The organism is Streptomyces sp. NBC_00669 (assembly GCF_036226785.1).
Taxonomy (GTDB): domain Bacteria; phylum Actinomycetota; class Actinomycetes; order Streptomycetales; family Streptomycetaceae; genus Actinacidiphila.
On record NZ_CP109018.1, the window covers coordinates 4,291,197 to 4,307,642 of the forward strand.

A 16,446-nucleotide genomic window follows, 5' to 3' on the forward strand; every position below is an offset into this window, starting at 1 on the left:
GCTGTCATCCTGATGGGAACGGCGAGGGCTGTCAATGAAGATGAAACGTATTCGTCATCGGGGCCGGGGTTGCCGAGAGGCGCGGGGCGGCGCCGAGCGAGGCGGCGCGCCGCCTACCGGGGTGCGGTTTTCCGAACTGCCGATGCGGGGGCGGGCAGGATCGATCGCCGTGCTCCGCCCGCCGAGGATGAGGGCATGGCTGAGACGACGAGGGATACCAGGACGGGCACCACCGCCCGAGGGGAGGACCTGCACCGCGAGTACGGACGCGGTGCCGCCAGCGTGCGGGCGTTGCGCGGGGTGTCGGTGGCCTTCGCGCCCGGGACGTTCACGGCGGTGATGGGGCCCTCCGGCTCCGGCAAGACCACCTTGCTGCACTGCCTGGCGGGGATGGACCGGCCCACTCGGGGCTCCGTCTGGTGGGGCGGTACCGAGGTGTCCCGGCTGCCCGAGCGGAGGCTGGCGGCACTGCGGCGCAGTCGGGTCGGGTTCGTGTTCCAGGCGTTCAACCTGATGCCCGCGATGACCGTCGCGCAGAATGTCGAGTTGCCGGGCCGGCTGGCCGGCGAGCGGCCCGACCGGGGCCGGGTGCTGGACGCGCTCGCCCGGGTGGGGCTGGCCGGGCGCGCGCGGCACCGGCCCGGGCAGCTGTCCGGTGGGCAGCAGCAGCGGGTCGCCATCGCCCGGGCACTGGTCTCCCGTCCTCCGATGGTGTTCGCCGACGAGCCGACCGGCGCGCTCGACCGGGCCACCGGCCACGAGATCCTCGCCCTGCTGCGCGCCGGTGTGGACGAGAGCGGCGGGACCTGTGTGATGGTGACCCACGATCCGGTGGCCGCCGGGTACGCGGACCGGGCGCTGCTGCTCGCCGACGGCGTGCTGGTGGACGAACTCGACCGGCCCACTGCCGCCCAGGTCGGCGAAGCCCTGAGCCGGCTGGGCGGGGAAGGGCTGTGACCTCGCTCGCGCTCGGGCAGATGCGCCGTCGTCCGGCTGCCTTCGTCGGCCTGGCGGTCGCGCTCTTCCTCGCCATCGCCACCCTGACCCTGTTCGGCTTGCTGTTCGCCGCCGGCGCCACCGCCCCGGCGGCAGCCCGGAAGGCGACCACCGGGCCCAGCCTGATGGTGATCGCCGGCGCCTTCGGTGAGATCGCCGTGCTGGTCGCGTTCTTCGTCGTGGTCAACGCGCTGGGGTTCGCGCTGCGCCAGCAGCACCGGGAGCTGGCCCTGCTGCGCACCATCGCGGCGACACCCCGCCAGGTGCGGCGCCTGGTCCGTGGTCAGGTCGTGGTGACCACGCTGGTGGTCACCGCGCCGGGCTGGGCCGCCGGTGCCGCGGCGGCCCGGGGCTTCCTCGCCGCGATGCAGCGGCGAGGGATGGCGGCGCCGGGGGTGCGGGTGCCGTGGAACCCGATCCCGATGCTGGTGGCGCCGGCCGTCGCGCTCGCCGTCGCGCTGGCGGCCTCGGCCGTGGCGGCACGGCGGATCTCCCGGATCACGCCTGCGGCCGCCCTCACGGCGAGTTCGACCGAGCACGGGCGGACGGGTGCGCTGCGTCTGCTCGCCGCGATCGGCGTGCTGGTGGGCGGCGGCCTGCTGCTGCGGCTGGCCGCGACGCGCCCTGCGGAGCAGGTGGACAAGGCGGGTCAGGCGGCATTGCTCGGCTCGCTGGTTCTGCTGGTCGCGGTCGCTCTGGCGGGGCCGCTCGCGGCGCGCGTCCTGGCGGCCCTGTTGGGCGCACCGGTACGGGCGCTGGCACCCGGTGCGGGGTGGCTGGCCGACGCCAACCTGCGCGGGTACGCGCGGCGACTGTCGTCCGCCGTGGTGCCGGTCGCCCTGCTCGTGGGCCTGTCGGGCACCATGCTGATCATGACGAGAACCGCCGGGCACGCTGCGGGCGCGGCGGCGTCCAGCGTCACTTCCGCCACGGATGTCTGGCTGCGTCAGGCCGAGTTGACGCTGCTCGTCTGCTTCGCCGCCGTCTCCACGGTCAACACCCTGGTCGCCGTGACCGCCGAACGGCGCCGCGAGTTCGCGCTGTTGCGGCTGATCGGCGCGACCCGGTCGCAACTGCTGCGCATGCTGACCGCGGAGGCGGTGCTGACCACGGCGGTGGGGGTCCTGCTCGGCGCGGCGGTCGCGGGCGCCGCGTCGGCGGCGTTCAGCACGGCGGTGAGCGGGTCGCCGATGCCGTCCCTCCCGGTGGCCGGCTGCTGGTGGATCGCCGCGGGCGCGACAGCGCTGACCCTCCCCGGCATCCTGGCCACAGGCCTGCGAGCGATACGCGGGCCCGCGGCAGAGCTAGTGGGAGGCAGCCATGACTGAGCGCGGCGACGAACCGCCCAGCAAGAGCACGACCAGAATCGCCGCGGGCGCGACAGCGCTGACCCTCCCCGGCATCCTGGCCACAGGCCTGCGAACGATACGCGGGCCCGCGGCAGAGCTAGTGGGAGGCAGCCATGACTGAGCGCGGCGACAAGCCGCCCAGCAAGAGCACGACCAGAATCGCCGCGGACGCAACAACACTGACCCTCCCCGGCATCCTGACCACAGGCCTGCGAACGATACGCGGGCCCGCGGCAGAACTGGCTGGAGGCAGCCGTGACTGAGCGCGGCGACGAGTCGGCCGGCGGGAGCACGGCCGGCGAACAGGCGCCCACCCGGGAGGGGTCGGCGGGCGCGCCGCCCGCCGGCCGGGTGCTGTCCCCCGCGTCGGGCGGGCCCGCGCGGGTCCCCGTGGCCGACCGTGGCTGAGCAGCGGCGCTACCTGTCCGTCCGGGGCGGCGAATGGGCCTTCGCGGTCGTCGGGTTGCCGCTCGCCCTGCTCGGCGGGGCCTACGCCCTCGCCGTGTTCTACGCGGGGACGCTGCTCTCGCTCACCGTGTTCGGCCTGCCGTTCGTGGCCGCCGCGCTGAGGGGCGCGCGCGGTCTCGGCGCGCTGCACCGGCAGTTGGTCGGCCGGCTGCTCGGCGAGCGCGTCGAGGCGCCGGCCAGGCTGCCCCGCCCGGCGGGCGTGGTCGCCCGTGGCCGTGTCGTGCTGACCGACCCGATCGCCTGGCGGTCGCTGCTCTATCTGGTACTGCGACTGCCGCTCGGCGTGCTCGGGTTCGCCGCCGCGGTGGCGGTTCCCCTCGTCTGCGGCTGGCTGATCGGCTTCCCGCTCTGGGTACGCCTGCTCGAACCGGGTCCGCGCCCCGCCCCCTGGATGGATGCCGCGTCCACACCGCTGGGCCTGGTGGTCCTGGCCGCGGTGCCCGGCGCGGTTCGGGCGCTGAGCGGAGTGAACCGGCGGCTCGCCCGGCTGCTGCTCGGACCGGCCCGTGCCCAACGGCGCGTCCGGGAACTGGAGACCGCCCGCGCCACGCTGCTCGCGCAGAACAACGACGAGCTCCGCCGCCTGGAGCGTGACCTGCACGATGGCACCCAGGCCCGGCTGGTCGCCCTGGCCATCACCCTCTCGCTGGCCGAAGACGCGCTCGCTCCCGCCGCCGGCCCGGACCTCGCCCGGCTGCGCGCCCTGATGGAACGCGCCCGCGGCCAGACCGACGACACCGTCACCGAACTGCGGCGGCTCACTCGCGGCATCCACCCGGTGACGCTGGACGGCGGCCTCGGCGAGGCACTGCCAGGACTCACCGCCACCTCGCCGGTGCCGGTCACCCTCCACCTGGACCTGCCGGAACGACCGGACCACGTGGTCGAACGCGCCCTCTACTTCTGCGCCGCCGAACTGCTCACCAACGTCGCCAAGCACAGCGCTGCCCGCTCGGCCGCAGTCGAGGCGAGCGCGACCGACGGCCGGGTCGTCCTGTCCGTGCGCGACGACGGGCGCGGCGGCGCGGCGCTCGGCGTCGGCACCGGCCTGACGGGCCTGGCCGAACGGCTCGCGGCGGTGGACGGCGCGCTGCGGATCGACAGCCCGCCCGGCGGACCGACCGTGGTCACCGCCGAGTTGCCGACGCGTCTGTGACGGCCGGTCGGCTGCCGTTCTCCGCCAGGTAGGTGAGGACGGCCTTCACCCGGCGGTTGTCGGTGTCCGTCGCCCTCAGGCCGAACTTGGTGAAGACGGCGGCCACGTGCTTCTCCACCGCCCGCTCGGACACCACCAGCAGCGCGGCGATGGAGCGGTTGGAGTGCCCTTGCGCCACCAGCTCCAGCACCTCGCGCTCGCGAGGCGTCAGGGTGTCCACCCGGCTGCGCCGGCCGCCCCGCATCAGTTGGGTGACGATCTCCGGGTCGAGTGCCGTGCCCCCGTCGGCGACCCGGTGCAGCGCGTCCACGAACTCGGAAGTGCGGGCGACGCGTTCCTTCAGCAGGTACCCGATGCCCGCCGCGCCGCCCGCCAGCAGGCGGGAGGCCCAGGTGGTCTCGACGTGCTGGGAGAAGACCACGATGCCGACGCCGGGCGTCCTCGTGCGGATCTCCACGGCGGCGCGGATGCCCTCGTCGGTCTGCGTGGGCGGCATCCGGATGTCCACCACGGCCACGTCGGGCCGGTGGTCGACCACCGCGGCGAGCAGCCCGGGCGCTGTCCCGACGGCGGCCACCACCTCACACCCGCGGGCGCCGAGCAGTTCGACCATGCCGTCGCGGAGAACGACGGAGTCCTCGGCCAGGACCACGCGCAGACGCCGGTTGCTCACCACGCCATTATCGGCCGAGGCAGGCGTTCGGCGCGTATGTACGGGGCGGGATGCCGCCCCGTAGTCGACGCGACGGTGGGCGGCGGCGCACCGTAGGGCGGCGCGGGCTGGTCCGAGGCGGTCTTGACAGGGGCGCCCACCTGCCGCGTACGTTCGTTCCGTACCGTCAGGAGCGGCTGAGGGGCGCCTGGATCGCCTGAGCCGCGGGTCGAAGGGCTGCCGTTCGACGGCCGCCCGGGTCGATGGGAGTCATCGTGAGGGCAACGCGCGTCGGGCCGGCCGGGACCGCGGTTCCGCTGCCGGGCTGGACGAAGCGGCGTCACGTGGACCTGTGCCGTACCCAGACCGCGCTCTGTCGCTGACGACGGCCCGCCCCGCCTCTCCCCCGCGCTGAGCGGTCGACGCGCGCCCTTTTCCGCCGACGCCGCGCCGCACGTCCGCAGGGAGCCCGGAAGGGGTCGACTTCCGCTGCCCGGGCGCCCGTTCGCCTTCGCCACCTTCGCTTTCGCCTTCGCCGTGAGGGCTCCGGGAAGGCGTGCACACGTGAGTTCACGCGCTCGCGGAACCACGAACCCGCGTACGCGCGATCCCCCGTACCCCTGAACCTCCGTACCCCTGAACCCCAGCCCCGAGACGTCACCGCCAGCGGTGAGATGGGACCAACTGTGAACGCGAAGCCGCCCAGGACCTTGAAGACCGTGACCGGCGCCGGCGGCACGTCGGAGACCTACGACCTGGCGATCGACCCCGCCCGCTCCACCCTGGACACCGCGATACGGGTGGCAGGACTCGCCGAGGCGGCGCGGATCGACGCGCTGTTCACCGCCGACCTGCTCAGCTTCGGCGCCCAGGGCGCGATCGGGTCGCAGGAGCCGCTGGTCTTCGTCTCGGCACTGAGCCAGGTGACCTCGCGGATCGGCCTGATCGCGACCGTCTCGACCACCTTCCACCACCCGTACAACCTGGCCCGGCTCTTCGGCACCCTCGACCACGTCAGCAACGGGCGGGCCGCCTGGAACCTGGTGACCTCCTCCGTCGGCGAGGAGAACTTCGGCCCGGGCGACCTGCCCAGCCCCGAGGAGCGGTACGCGCGCGCCGCGGAGTCGCTGGAGGTCGTCAACGCGCTGTGGGACAGCTGGGAACCGGGCGCGCTGACCGCCGGCCCGGACGGCCGGGCCACGCTGCACCGGGACCGGGTGCGCCCCATCGACCACGCCGGCAGGTACTTCACCGTGGCCGGACCGCTGAACATCCCGCCGCTGCCGCAGCGCCGCCCGGTGCAGATCCAGGCCGGGCAGTCCGAGGCGGGCCGGGCGCTGGGCGCGCGCTACGCCGAGATCGTCTTCACCTCGCTCCCCACCCTCGACATCGCGACGGACTTCACCCGGAAGATCCGTGCCGAGGCCGAGCGGTTCGGCCGGCCCGGCGGACTGCCGCTGATCTTCAGCTCGTTCCACGCGACGTACGGCTCCACCGAGGCGGAGGCACGCCGACTGGTCCGCGACAAGCGGGAGTCGATCGACTTCGAACGCGGCCGGGCGCAGGTGGCCGACATGCTCGGCGGCGGCGTCGACCTGTCGGAACTCCCGCTCGACGCGAAGCTGCCGGAGAGCCTGCTGCCCGACGTCACCACGGTCAACCGCCGCCGCGGCCGCGTCGACATCTTCGCCGGCTACGCCCGCCAGGGCTACACGCTGCGCGAACTGGTCATCGCCGCGCAGGACACCGGGCACTGGGCCGTCGCGGGCACCCCCGAGCAACTCGCCGACGCCGTCGAGGAACGCTTCCGGGCCGGCGTGCTCGACGTGATCTCGCTCAGCGGCCTCGCCGACCCGCGCCAGCACGACTTCGTCGTCAACGGGCTCCTCAACGAACTGCGCAAACGCAAGGTCGTCGCCGACGACTACACGGGCAGCACCCTCCGCGAGAACCTCGGCCTCGAACTCCCGCCCCGCGCCGGGGCCGGGGACCGGAGTGACGGGTGAGTTTCCCTCCGTGTCCGGTTGGTGTCAGGCTGAGGTCATGACGGGCAACGTTCCTCAGGAGACATCGAGTTTCGTGGGTCGGGGAGCGGAACTCGGCCGGTTGGAGGGGGCGTTGGCCCGGCACCGGCTGGTGACGCTGACGGGCCCCGGCGGGATCGGGAAGACGCGGTTGGCGCAGCGGGCAGCACTTGCAGCGGCGGAGGCGGATACCGGGGGCGGTCCGGGCGAGGCGGATACGGGGGCCCCGGGAGGCGCGGAACGCGAGGCGGGCGCGGGGCGCGGGCACTTTCCGGACGGTGCCTGGTGGGCCGACCTCAGCACCCTGGACAGCTCCGAGCTGCTGCTCTCCACCGTCAGCGACGCGGTGGACCTCGCGGACCACTCGCTGCGGATGCCGCTGGACGCGCTGAGCGAGTGGCTCGCGGACCGGCGGCTGCTGCTCGTACTGGACTCCTGCGAGCACCTGATCGACGCGTGCGCCTATCTGGTCGGGGAGTTGCTGACCGCGGCCCCCGGGCTGACGGTGCTGGCGACCAGCCGCCGCCCGCTGGGCTCGGCGGTCGAGGAACTCGTGGAGGTCCTGCCGCTGCCGGCCGACGGCCCCGACGCGCTCGCGCTGTTCACCGACCGGGTGACCGACCGGCTGGGCCGCGCGCCGCTGGCCGAGCCGGGCGCGGCCGAGGCGGCCGAGGCCGTCTGCCGCCGGCTGGAGGGCATTCCGCTGGCGATCGAACTGGCCGCCGCGCGGGTCGGTTCGGTCGGGCCGGGTGCCGTCGCCGAGGTGGCCGAAGGGCTCGGTTCGCGTTTCGACACGCTGGCCTCGCCCGGGTACGCCTGGCCGCGCCGGCACCAGACGCTGCGCACCACGATCGGCTGGAGCCACGAGCTGTGCGCGCCGCTGGAACGGCTGCTGTGGGCGCGGTTGAGCGTCTTCCGCGGCGCGTTCGACCTCGCCGCGGCCCAGGCCGTCGCCGCCGGTGGTCCGCTCGGCGCCGCGGCCGTGGCGCCGACCCTGGAGCGGCTGGTCGCCCAGTCCGTCGTCCGCAGGATCGGGCCGGGCGCGGAGCCCGGGACCGGAACCGAGTCCGGGCCCGGCACCTTACCGACGTCCGGCAACGGCAACGGCAACGGCCCCGCACACGCACCCGCTCCCGCTCCCGCTCCCGTACCCGTATCCGTGCCCGCCACCGCTCCGAACGCCGGCTCCGGCGACCGCTACCGCATGCTCGACACCATCCGCGAGTACGGCCACACCTGGCTGTGCGAACTCGGCGAGGTCGCCGGCACCCAGGACCGGCACGCCGACTACTTCACCGGGCTCGCCCGCTGGGCCGACGCCGCCTGGTCCGGGCGCGACCAGCTCCTCGGCTACCGGCGGATCGAGGAAGCCCACCCGGACCTGCGCGCGGCGCTCGACCACTGGCTCGACCACGACAGCGCCGCGGCCGCCGAACTCGCCGGTCTGCTGGTCTACTTCTGGACCTGCTGCGGTCACCTCAAAGAGGCCAGGTCCTACCTGGAGCGCGCCCTGGAGCAGCACACCGCGCCCGGCCCCGCCCGCACCCGCGCCCTGATCGGACTCGGCGCGACCCTCACCCTCCAGGGCGAGTACGACCGCGCCGCCGACATCAGCGACCGGGTGCAGGCCATGGTCGCGATGCGCGGCGACAGCGAGGACCTGGCCGCCGCCGCCTGCCTGACCGGCCTGCTGGGCATGCTCACCGGGCAGTCGCGTACGGCCCTGGACGCCGTACGGGAAGCGCTCGGGTCCGCCCCGGGCTACGTTCCCGGCACCCTCCGCAGCCACGCGCTGGACTCCGTCCCCGGCTCCGCGTTCGACACACCCGACCGGCTGCGCTGCCACCTCGTCGAGGTGCTCTCCCTCACCGCGCTGGGCGACTTCGCCGAAGGCCGGGCGCGGGCACTGGAGTTGCGCCGGCACTGCGTGGAGATCGGCGAGGTGTGGACGCGTTCCTACCTGGACTACCAGCTGTCCGTCGTGGCCCTCTTCTCCGCCGAGCCCGAGGACGCGGTCGCGTACGCGCGCACCATGCTGGAGAGCAAGCACCTGCTCGGTGACTCCTTCGGCATAGCGCTCGGCCTCGACCTGCTGGCCGCCGCGCTCGCCGCCGCCGGCCGCGCCGAACAGGCCGCGTCGGTCTACGGCACCGGCGGGGCGTACTGGCGCAGCGTCGGCCACCCACAGCGCGGGGCGCCGGAACTCCAGCCGATACGCGACCGCTGCGAGCGAACGGCCCGCGCGGCGTTGGGCGACGACGGGTACGCGGTCGCGTACACGCGGGGAGCCGCCGCCCACGGCCCGACCGCCCTGGCCGCCGCCCTGCTGCCCGACGGCGTCGGCCACGAATGACGGCCCCCGGCGCGCCGGGGGAATCCCGGCCGGTTACCTTCCTCCTCCCGGGCGCGTCACAGCGGTGACGTGGCTTGATCGAGGAAGGTGACGAGATGACGACCGGACCGCTTCGGGACGAAGCACTGGCGGGTGCCTTCGAGGAGCAGCGCGGGCGGCTCGTGGCGGTGGCCCACCGGATGCTCGGGTCGCGGGCCGACGCCGAGGACGCGGTGCAGGAGGCGTGGTTGCGGCTGGCCCGCCAGGACGCGGCCGCGATCGACAACCTCGCCGGCTGGCTCACCACCGTGGTCGGCCGGGTCTGCATCGACGTGCTGCGCTCGCGCCGGGCCCACCCCGAGGCCGCCTACGACGACCCGCCGCCCGAGGTGGTGGTGACCGAGGACGGCGAGGACGCCCCGGAGGACGCCGCGCTGCTCGCCGAGTCGGTCGGGCTGGCGCTACTGGTGGTGCTCGACGCCCTCGGCCCCGCCGAACGGCTGGCGTTCGTGCTGCACGACATGTTCGCGGTGCCGTTCGACGAGATCGGCCAGATCCTCGACCGGTCCACGGACGCCGCGAAGATGCTCGCGAGCAGGGCTCGCCGCAAGGTGCGGGGCACCCCGCGCCCGTCCGGCGAGCGGGAGCAGCGCGCGGTGGTCGAGGCGTTCCTCGCGGCGGCACGGCACGGCGACTTCGAGGGGCTGCTCCAGGTGCTCGACCCGGACGTGACCTGGCGCTCCTACGCTCCGCACGGTCTGGTGGTCCGGCACGGCGCCACCGCGGTGGCCGAGCGGGCCCGGCTCGGCGCCGGTACCTCGATCATCGCCCGCCCCGCCCGGGTCAACGGCCGCACCGGCATCATCGCCTGGCGCGCGAACGGCAAGCCGCACAGCGTCATGGCGTGCACGGTGGCCGGCGGCCGTATCGTCGAGATCCTCTCGGTGGGCGACCCCGAACGCCTCGCCACCATGCACCTGCCGCCCTGCCCGCCCCCCGAGGAGGCCGAACGGGAAGGCGCCGAGCGGTAGGGCACTCGGGCGGGGTGAGGCCCCGTACCCGGGGAGCGCTTGTTCGCGTACCGTCAGAGATGCGGACCCGCCGTACTCGGAGCGCGCCGCACGGAACGCCTTGCTCGGAACGCTTGCTCAGTCCCCCCACGCTGAACAGACGGACAGGAGAAGGACATTGCGCATCGCGCGACGTATCGGCCACTGGATCGGCGGCGCGGCAGGCGCCTCGGCGCTGCTTCTGCTCGGCGGCGGGCCGGCCGCGGCCGACGTGCCGATCGGCCAGCCCATGACCGGCGAGATGACGTACTACGACGACGCCGGCTACGGCGCCTGCGGCACCCCCATCGACGCGTCCAGCCAGTACCTGGTCGCCGTGTCGTACCAGTGGTGGACCACCGCCAACCCGAACAACGACCCGCTGTGCGACGGGATCTCGGTCCAGGTCACCTACAACGGCCAGACCATCACCGTCCCGGTCGAGGACAAGTGCCCGAGCTGCGACGCGACCCACATCGACCTGAGCGAGCCGGCGTTCACCGAGTTCGCCCCGACCGGCACCGGTGTCGTCACCGGCATCACCTGGCAGTTCGTCAACTCCGACGGCACGGCCCTCTCCTGAGACCACGCCAGGCGTCCGGCCGGCTGCGCCGGGCTACTTGGTGTTGCGCACGTACCAGCTCTCGCCGTACAGCCACTTGCCCCGGGGGTCGTACACCTGGACGTCGCAGGCGAGGTGGGAGGGGATGACGTACTGGTAGTTCTGGTCGATGTCGGCCGCCACCGAGCCTGACGCGCCCAGCTCCCGCCCCGTGATCCCGTCGAAGTGGGCGACGACCTCGTACTCCACCACGTTGCCGTTCTTGATCTCCTTCTTCACGTTCGCCTCTGCGTAGTGAAGGTGGTTGGAGTTTCCGGTCTTGGTGAGCGGGGTGAGGTTCGTCAGGGTGTTCCCGGGGCCGCCGAGGTTCTCGTTGAGGAGGTGGCCCTGGACCATGTTCCGGGCGAACCAGGCGCCGGTGGCGGTCTTCGACGACGGCCACCACGAGGGCTTGACCCGGGGGGAGCTGCCCTTGCCGAGGGAGCGGGGGTGCAGCTCCGCGCTCATGTACGTGCCCACGTCGTTGGTGGTGTTGCCGTACTGGACGTAGTGACGGCCGCCGTACACGCGCTGGATCGCCCGGGAGACGGTCGGGGTGAGTGCGGCGCCGGCGGCGTCGTCGGCCTGGTGGCCGGCTTCGTGGCCCCTGGTGGGTACGGGGCCGCTCATCACCCGCTGCGCGTTGGCCTCGGCGGTGCGCTCGAAGTGGTCGGACGGGTCGCTCACCCGGAGCCCGTTGCCGTGGTCCGTTCCGGCCACCTGGCCCTGGCGCTGCTGGATGACGTGCGTCAACTCGTGGGCGAGGGTGTGCTTGTCGCCGCCGCCCTGGCCGATGACCACGTGGCTGCCCGAGGTGTAGGCGCGGGCACCGAGCTCCGCCGCGGACCGCTGCGCGGCGCTGTCGGTGTGGACACGGACGTTGGAGAAGTCCGCGTCGAGGCGTGCTTCCATCTCGGAGCGGAGCGCGGCGTCCAGCGGTCGGCCCGGGCCTTGCAGCACCGAGTGGACCGCGGAGCGCTGCACGGCGGCCTGTTCCGTGCCGTGGCCGCAACCGGCGCTGTGCTCATGGTCGTTCCGGCCGCCGGCGGGTCCGCCGTTGCGGAGCATCTGCACGACGGCGGCGTTCCCGGCCGTGCTCTGAAGGCCGAGAATCCCTCGGGAGGGCGCGTGCGCGGGAGCGTTGGGGCGACGCCCGGGAGCGGCCGCGCGTCCTTGCGCGCGAGCGTTTTCCCTGTCCATGGCAGAAGCCACGTTCTCCTCCTCCAGCAAGCGGATCTTCTTGTTCTACCCGGAGCGTCCGGCGCCCGTCCAGGTACGCCGGGGCACCGTTGGAGGGCGAAGGGGGCACTCTTCCGCGGTTCCCGCACCGGGGTGGCGGAGGCAGGTCAACCCGGCCGTACGGAGCCGGGGTTGGTGGCGCGCCGGGCGAGGGGGTCCCCGTCGACGCGCCCGCGTACCCCTCCTGCGTGTCCCTACCGGCCACGCCCGGGTACCCCGCCGCACGCCTCCCCGGGTACCCCGCCGCACCCGCCCCCGGGTCACCACCGCCCGCTCCCCCGCACCCGCGGGCATTCCCACCCGATCCCGCCCGACGCCTTGACGTGAACCTGGCGGGAGCCCGACACTCGCCTCGATCCGCCGCTCTGAGAGCGCTCTCACGACGCGGTGCGAAGGAGACGGGACCCCCCACCCCGGTGCGCACCTTCCGGTCTCCGCGCCGCGTCCGGCCTCACCGCGGTCCAGTCGCACCCGCAGAAAGGTCGGGATCACCCGTGACACGCATGCCGAACTCCGGTGCCGCGCAAGGCGGCCAGAACCGTTTCCGGCTCCGCCCCCCGCCCCCTCTCCGTCCCCCGCTCCGTCTCCGTCCGCCCGGCCGCCGTCGTGGTCGGCGTGGGCCGATCGCCGTGCTCAGCGCCTTCCTCCTGCTGCTCGCCGGGGTGCTCGCGCTGACGGTCTCCGGCGGTTCGGCCGCGGTGGCCGCGCCGGCACCCCCCACCGGGTGGAGCACCGTCTTCAGCGACGACTTCAACGGCGCCGCGGGCACCGGACTCGACCGGTCGAACTGGCTCTACGACACCGGGACCGGCTACAACTACCCCGGCGCCGCGGCGAACTGGGGCACCGGCGAGCTGGAGACGGCCACCGACTCGACGACGAACGTCTACCAGGACGGCGCCGGTCATCTGGTGATCAAGCCGGTCAAGGACGCGTCGGGGCAGTGGACTTCGGGCCGGATCGAGACCCAGCGCACCGACTTCGCCGCGCCGGCCGGCGGCCAGTTGGAGATCAGCGCGTCGCTGGAGCAGCCCAACCCGGCCAGCGGGCTGGGCTACTGGCCCGCGTTCTGGGCGATGGGCGCGGACGCCAGGCCGGTCGGGGCGACCAACTGGCCGGGTATCGGCGAGATGGACATCATGGAGGACGTCAACGCGCTGAGCCAGCACTCCACCACCTTCCACTGCGGCGTCTGGGCCGGGGAGTGCCATGACCCGGACGGCATCAGCAGCGGGCTCCAGGCGTGCGGGGGCTGCCAGACCGGGTACCACACCTACTCGGTGATCGTGGACCGCACCAACACCTCGGCCGAGCAGCTGCGGTTCTACCTCGACGGCAACCTGACCTACACCGTCGACGAGAACGAGGTCTCCACGGCCACCTGGCAGGCGGCCGTGGACCACGGCTTCTTCGCGATCTTCGACGTGGCGATCGGCGGTTCGTATCCCAACAAGGTCTGCGGCTGCACCTCGCCGTCGGCCGACATCAGTTCCGGCGCGGGCATGAGCGTCGACTGGATGGCGGTCTACCAGACGACCGGCGGGAGCAGCGGCACCACCGGCGGCACGACCACCGGCGGCACCACGACCGGCAGCACCGACGGCGGGACGACCAGCGGGACCACCACCGGCGGCACGACCACGGGCGGCAGCACGACCGGTGGCACCACCACCTCCGACTACACCGCGAACGCCACCCGGGTCGACGCGAGCGACGCGCTGATCAGCTTCACACCGACCACTCCCGCGGCCTACGTCGACGTGCACTACCAGGTCAACGGCGGCGGCCAGCAGAACCTCCGGATGACCGACAACGGCGGCACCTGGACCCAGAACGTCGGCTCCCTGACCTCCGGCTCGGTCGTCACCTACTGGTTCACCTACGAGAAGAACGGCCCGCAGTACGACTCCCCGCACTACACCTACACCCAGAGCTGACCCCACCCCGCTCCCGGCGCCCCGCGCCCCCGCCAACGCCAACCCCCGCGCCGGGAGCGGACGGTGCCACCCTGGGCGACCCGCCCCCGCCGGGCACCCCGCGCTGTATCCCGCACCGGGGTGATCGGGGAGGATGGGGGCATGTCGTCACGTTGGTCGATCCGGTCGCACAACTCGTTGCTGTCCATCGCCTCCACCGAGTCGGTGCTGTCCATCGGGGCGGCCGGGTCGGTGCTGTCCGTCGGGTCGGTGGCGTCGTTCGGGTCGTTCGGGTCGCTGGGGTCGGCGATGTCCGCGGTGTCGCTCGGGTCGTTCCAGTCGTTCGGCTCGTGGCTGTCGGGGCAGTCGAACGGTTCGACGCTGAGCTGGCAGTCGAACGGGGCGGTGCGCGCGAGGCGGGTGAACGGCCCGACCGACCGGCTGAAGCCGCAGATCGCGGTCGCCGTCGCGGCCACCGCCGTGGCGGGGCTCACCTGGTGGCAGGTCCGCCGCGCCGTCCGCCCCTAGGGCCCACCCTGTGCATAAGTGTTCCTTTGTGATCATCAACGTCCGACTTTGACAATTCGTGGTGCGTCTGCGCACTCTTCTGCCATGCACCTGTGCCCCATCCGCCCCTTGGTCCGCGCCAGCATCGAGCTGGCGCTGATCGGCGTGACCGGGCACAGCGTCGCCGACGTGCACTGTCGCTGATCGCGCACCCGGCCCCCCTTCGCCGAGCCACCCCCGACCGCGGTCGGGGGTCTGCCGCGCCCGGGGCCTTTCCGGCAGGTCCGCCCGCACGGTCAGCTGACCACCCGGGCCGACCATCCCCCGCATGACGCCCCATCCCCGCATCCCCGTATCCCCCGTTTGTCCCGCGCGCCCCGGGCGCGCGCCTCCCCCCGCCCGGGTGACCGCACGCCCGGGGAAAGGCCCTGCCATGTCTCGCTTGTCCCTGTCTCCACGGCAGTTGGGCGCCATAGCCGTCGGTCTCGCCCTCGCCGGAGGGGCCGTCGCCTGCGGCCCCAAGAGCGCCGACTCGGCCGCGAAGGGCTCCGACTCCACCCCGCACCGCGGCGGCACCCTCTACGTGCTGAACAACCAGCCGCAGAACAACTTCGACCCCGCCCGGCTCTACACCTCCGGCGGCGGCAACGTCCCCTCGCTGGTCTACCGCACCCTGACCACCCGCGCCCGGGAGAACGGCGCGGCCGGCAACAAGGTCGTCCCGGACCTGGCCACGAACACCGGCGAGCCCAGCAAGGACGCGACGGTGTGGACGTACCACCTCAAGGACGGGCTGAAGTACCAGGACGGCACGGCCATCACCACCGCCGACATCAAGTACGACATCGAGCGCTCCTTCGCGGCGGAGCTGTCCGGCGGCGCCCCCTACCTGCGGGACTGGCTGGTCGGCGCGCAGGACTACCAGGGCCCGTACAAGGACCCCAAGGGGCTGTCCTCGATCGAGACGCCCGACGCGAAGACGATCGTCTTCCACCTGCGCAAGCCCGAGGGCGACTTCCCGCTGCTCGCCACGCAGACCTCCTTCGCGCCGGTGCCCAAGGCGAAGGACACCGGCACCAAGTACGCCGAGCACCCGGTCTCCTCCGGCCCGTACGAGGTCGTCAGCAACCAGAACAACGGCGAGCACATCGTGCTGCGGCGCAACCCGAACTGGTCGCAGGCCAGTGACGACCAGCGGCGCGCCTACCCCGACACCATCGACGTGCAGTCCGGGCTCGACCAGGCCGTGATCAACCAGCGGCTGTCCGCGGGCGTCGGCAAGGACGCGGACGCGGTCACCACCGACACCAACCTCGGCCCCGCCGAGCTCGCCAAGACCACCGGGGACAAGGCGCTGTCCGCCCGGGTCGGCACCGGCCACTTCGGCTACACCGACTACCTGGCGTTCAACCCGAAGGTGAAGCCGTTCGACAACATCAAGGTGCGCGAGGCCGTCGCGTACGCCATCGACCGGACCACCGTGGTGGACGCCGACGGCGGCTCCTCGCTCGCCGAGCCCGCCACCACCTTCCTGCCCCCGCAGGCCGCGTTCGGCTACACGCCCTACGACCCGTTCCCGGCGGGCAAGAGCGGCGACCCGGCCAAGGCGCGCGAGCTGCTGAAGGAGGCCGGCTACCCGAACGGGCTGACCGTCACCCTCACCCACGACACCAACAAGGGCGGAGAGGAGGGCCCCGAGGTCGCCACCGCCGTGCAGGAGGCGCTGAAGAAGGCCGGCATCACCGTCAAGCTCGACGGCCTGGAGCACAACGCGTTCGACGACAAGGTCTACAGCGTGAAGACCGAGCCGGGCCTGTTCCTGGCCGGCTGGGGCGCCGACTGGCCGTCCGGCGGCCCGTTCCTCGGCCCGATCTTCGACGGCCGGCAGATCGTGAAGGACGGCTACAACTTCAACAGCTCCCAGCTGAACGACCCGTCGGTCAACAGCGAGATCGACGCCATCGACAAGATCACCGACCTGAGCGCGGCGGCGAAGCGCTGGGGCGCCCTGGACCAGAAGATCGGCGCCCAGGCGCTGACCGTGCCGCTGGTCCACCCCGTCTACAAGCGGCTGTTCGGCAAGAACATCCGCAACGTGGTGATCAGCGACTGGACCGGCGTGCTGGACATCTCCCAGGCCGCGGTGAAGTGACGTCG

General features: G+C 73.2%; 15 protein-coding genes. 13 read left to right on the plus strand and 2 right to left on the minus strand.

All coding sequences use genetic code 11. The features are described from left to right. Window positions 1-195: 195 nt before the first annotated feature. From OG896_RS17660 to OG896_RS17675, 4 genes are all read left to right on the plus strand, one after another. Entirely contained in the window at window positions 196-957 is a 762-nt protein-coding gene (locus OG896_RS17660) for an ABC transporter ATP-binding protein (RefSeq protein ID WP_329366578.1), read from the plus strand. Continuing rightward, window positions 954-2,324 carry an FtsX-like permease family protein gene (locus tag OG896_RS17665; RefSeq protein WP_329366581.1) on the plus strand — a complete coding sequence of 457 codons (1,371 nt, stop codon included), beginning with the start codon at window positions 954-956 and terminating at the stop codon, window positions 2,322-2,324. Before OG896_RS17660 ends, OG896_RS17665 begins: the two co-directional genes overlap by 4 nt. Before the next feature lie 276 nt (window positions 2,325-2,600). Beyond that, entirely contained in the window at window positions 2,601-2,753 is a 153-nt protein-coding gene (locus tag OG896_RS17670) for a hypothetical protein (RefSeq protein ID WP_329366583.1), read from the plus strand. Next, window positions 2,746-3,969, plus strand: coding sequence for a sensor histidine kinase (locus tag OG896_RS17675; protein WP_329366584.1), 1,224 nt, complete (start codon window positions 2,746-2,748; stop codon window positions 3,967-3,969). The genes OG896_RS17670 and OG896_RS17675 overlap by 8 nt, the downstream gene beginning before the upstream one ends. On the opposite strand, the gene OG896_RS17680 is transcribed toward OG896_RS17675, so the two are convergent. Then, complete coding sequence (locus OG896_RS17680; RefSeq protein WP_329366585.1) at window positions 3,941-4,642, minus strand: response regulator transcription factor; 702 nt, start codon at window positions 4,640-4,642, stop codon at window positions 3,941-3,943. The two genes, OG896_RS17675 and OG896_RS17680, sit on opposite strands and share 29 nt — an antisense overlap. 242 nt (window positions 4,643-4,884) lie before the next feature. On the opposite strand from OG896_RS17680, the gene OG896_RS40425 reads away from it, so the two are divergent. The 5 genes from OG896_RS40425 to OG896_RS17700 all read left to right on the plus strand — a co-directional run bounded on the left by OG896_RS40425 (window position 4,885) and on the right by OG896_RS17700 (window position 10,609). Further along, window positions 4,885-5,004, plus strand: a complete 120-nt coding sequence (locus OG896_RS40425) for a putative leader peptide (RefSeq protein WP_366409697.1) — start codon at window positions 4,885-4,887, stop codon at window positions 5,002-5,004. Between the two features lie 303 nt (window positions 5,005-5,307). Continuing rightward, window positions 5,308-6,627: an NtaA/DmoA family FMN-dependent monooxygenase gene (locus OG896_RS17685; RefSeq protein WP_329366587.1), complete on the plus strand. Its 1,320-nt coding sequence runs from the start codon at window positions 5,308-5,310 to the stop codon at window positions 6,625-6,627. A gap of 37 nt (window positions 6,628-6,664) precedes the next feature. Next, window positions 6,665-8,998: an ATP-binding protein gene (locus OG896_RS17690; RefSeq protein ID WP_329366589.1), complete on the plus strand. Its 2,334-nt coding sequence runs from the start codon at window positions 6,665-6,667 to the stop codon at window positions 8,996-8,998. A gap of 95 nt (window positions 8,999-9,093) precedes the next feature. Further along, on the plus strand, window positions 9,094-10,008 hold the full coding sequence (locus OG896_RS17695) for a sigma-70 family RNA polymerase sigma factor (protein ID WP_329366590.1): 915 nt from the start codon (window positions 9,094-9,096) through the stop codon (window positions 10,006-10,008). Between the two features lie 157 nt (window positions 10,009-10,165). Beyond that, on the plus strand, window positions 10,166-10,609 hold the full coding sequence (locus tag OG896_RS17700; protein WP_329366592.1) for a cysteine/serine endopeptidase inhibitor: 444 nt from the start codon (window positions 10,166-10,168) through the stop codon (window positions 10,607-10,609). A 33-nt stretch (window positions 10,610-10,642) separates the two neighbouring features. Here OG896_RS17700 and OG896_RS17705 read toward each other — a convergent pair whose 3' ends face one another. Beyond that, window positions 10,643-11,695: an eCIS core domain-containing protein gene (locus OG896_RS17705; RefSeq protein ID WP_329374089.1), complete on the minus strand. Its 1,053-nt coding sequence runs from the start codon at window positions 11,693-11,695 to the stop codon at window positions 10,643-10,645. An 800-nt stretch (window positions 11,696-12,495) separates the two neighbouring features. On the opposite strand from OG896_RS17705, the gene OG896_RS17710 reads away from it, so the two are divergent. The 4 genes from OG896_RS17710 to OG896_RS17725 all read left to right on the plus strand — a co-directional run bounded on the left by OG896_RS17710 (window position 12,496) and on the right by OG896_RS17725 (window position 16,441). Then, window positions 12,496-13,803 carry a glycoside hydrolase family 16 protein gene (locus tag OG896_RS17710; RefSeq protein ID WP_329366594.1) on the plus strand — a complete coding sequence of 436 codons (1,308 nt, stop codon included), beginning with the start codon at window positions 12,496-12,498 and terminating at the stop codon, window positions 13,801-13,803. A 141-nt stretch (window positions 13,804-13,944) separates the two neighbouring features. Beyond that, entirely contained in the window at window positions 13,945-14,310 is a 366-nt protein-coding gene (locus tag OG896_RS17715; protein WP_329366596.1) for a hypothetical protein, read from the plus strand. An 84-nt stretch (window positions 14,311-14,394) separates the two neighbouring features. Beyond that, complete coding sequence (locus OG896_RS17720) at window positions 14,395-14,493, plus strand: Ms4533A family Cys-rich leader peptide (protein ID WP_329366598.1); 99 nt, start codon at window positions 14,395-14,397, stop codon at window positions 14,491-14,493. A 229-nt stretch (window positions 14,494-14,722) separates the two neighbouring features. Further along, window positions 14,723-16,441, plus strand: coding sequence for an ABC transporter substrate-binding protein (locus tag OG896_RS17725; protein ID WP_329366600.1), 1,719 nt, complete (start codon window positions 14,723-14,725; stop codon window positions 16,439-16,441). The last annotated feature ends 5 nt before the right edge of the window (window positions 16,442-16,446 follow it).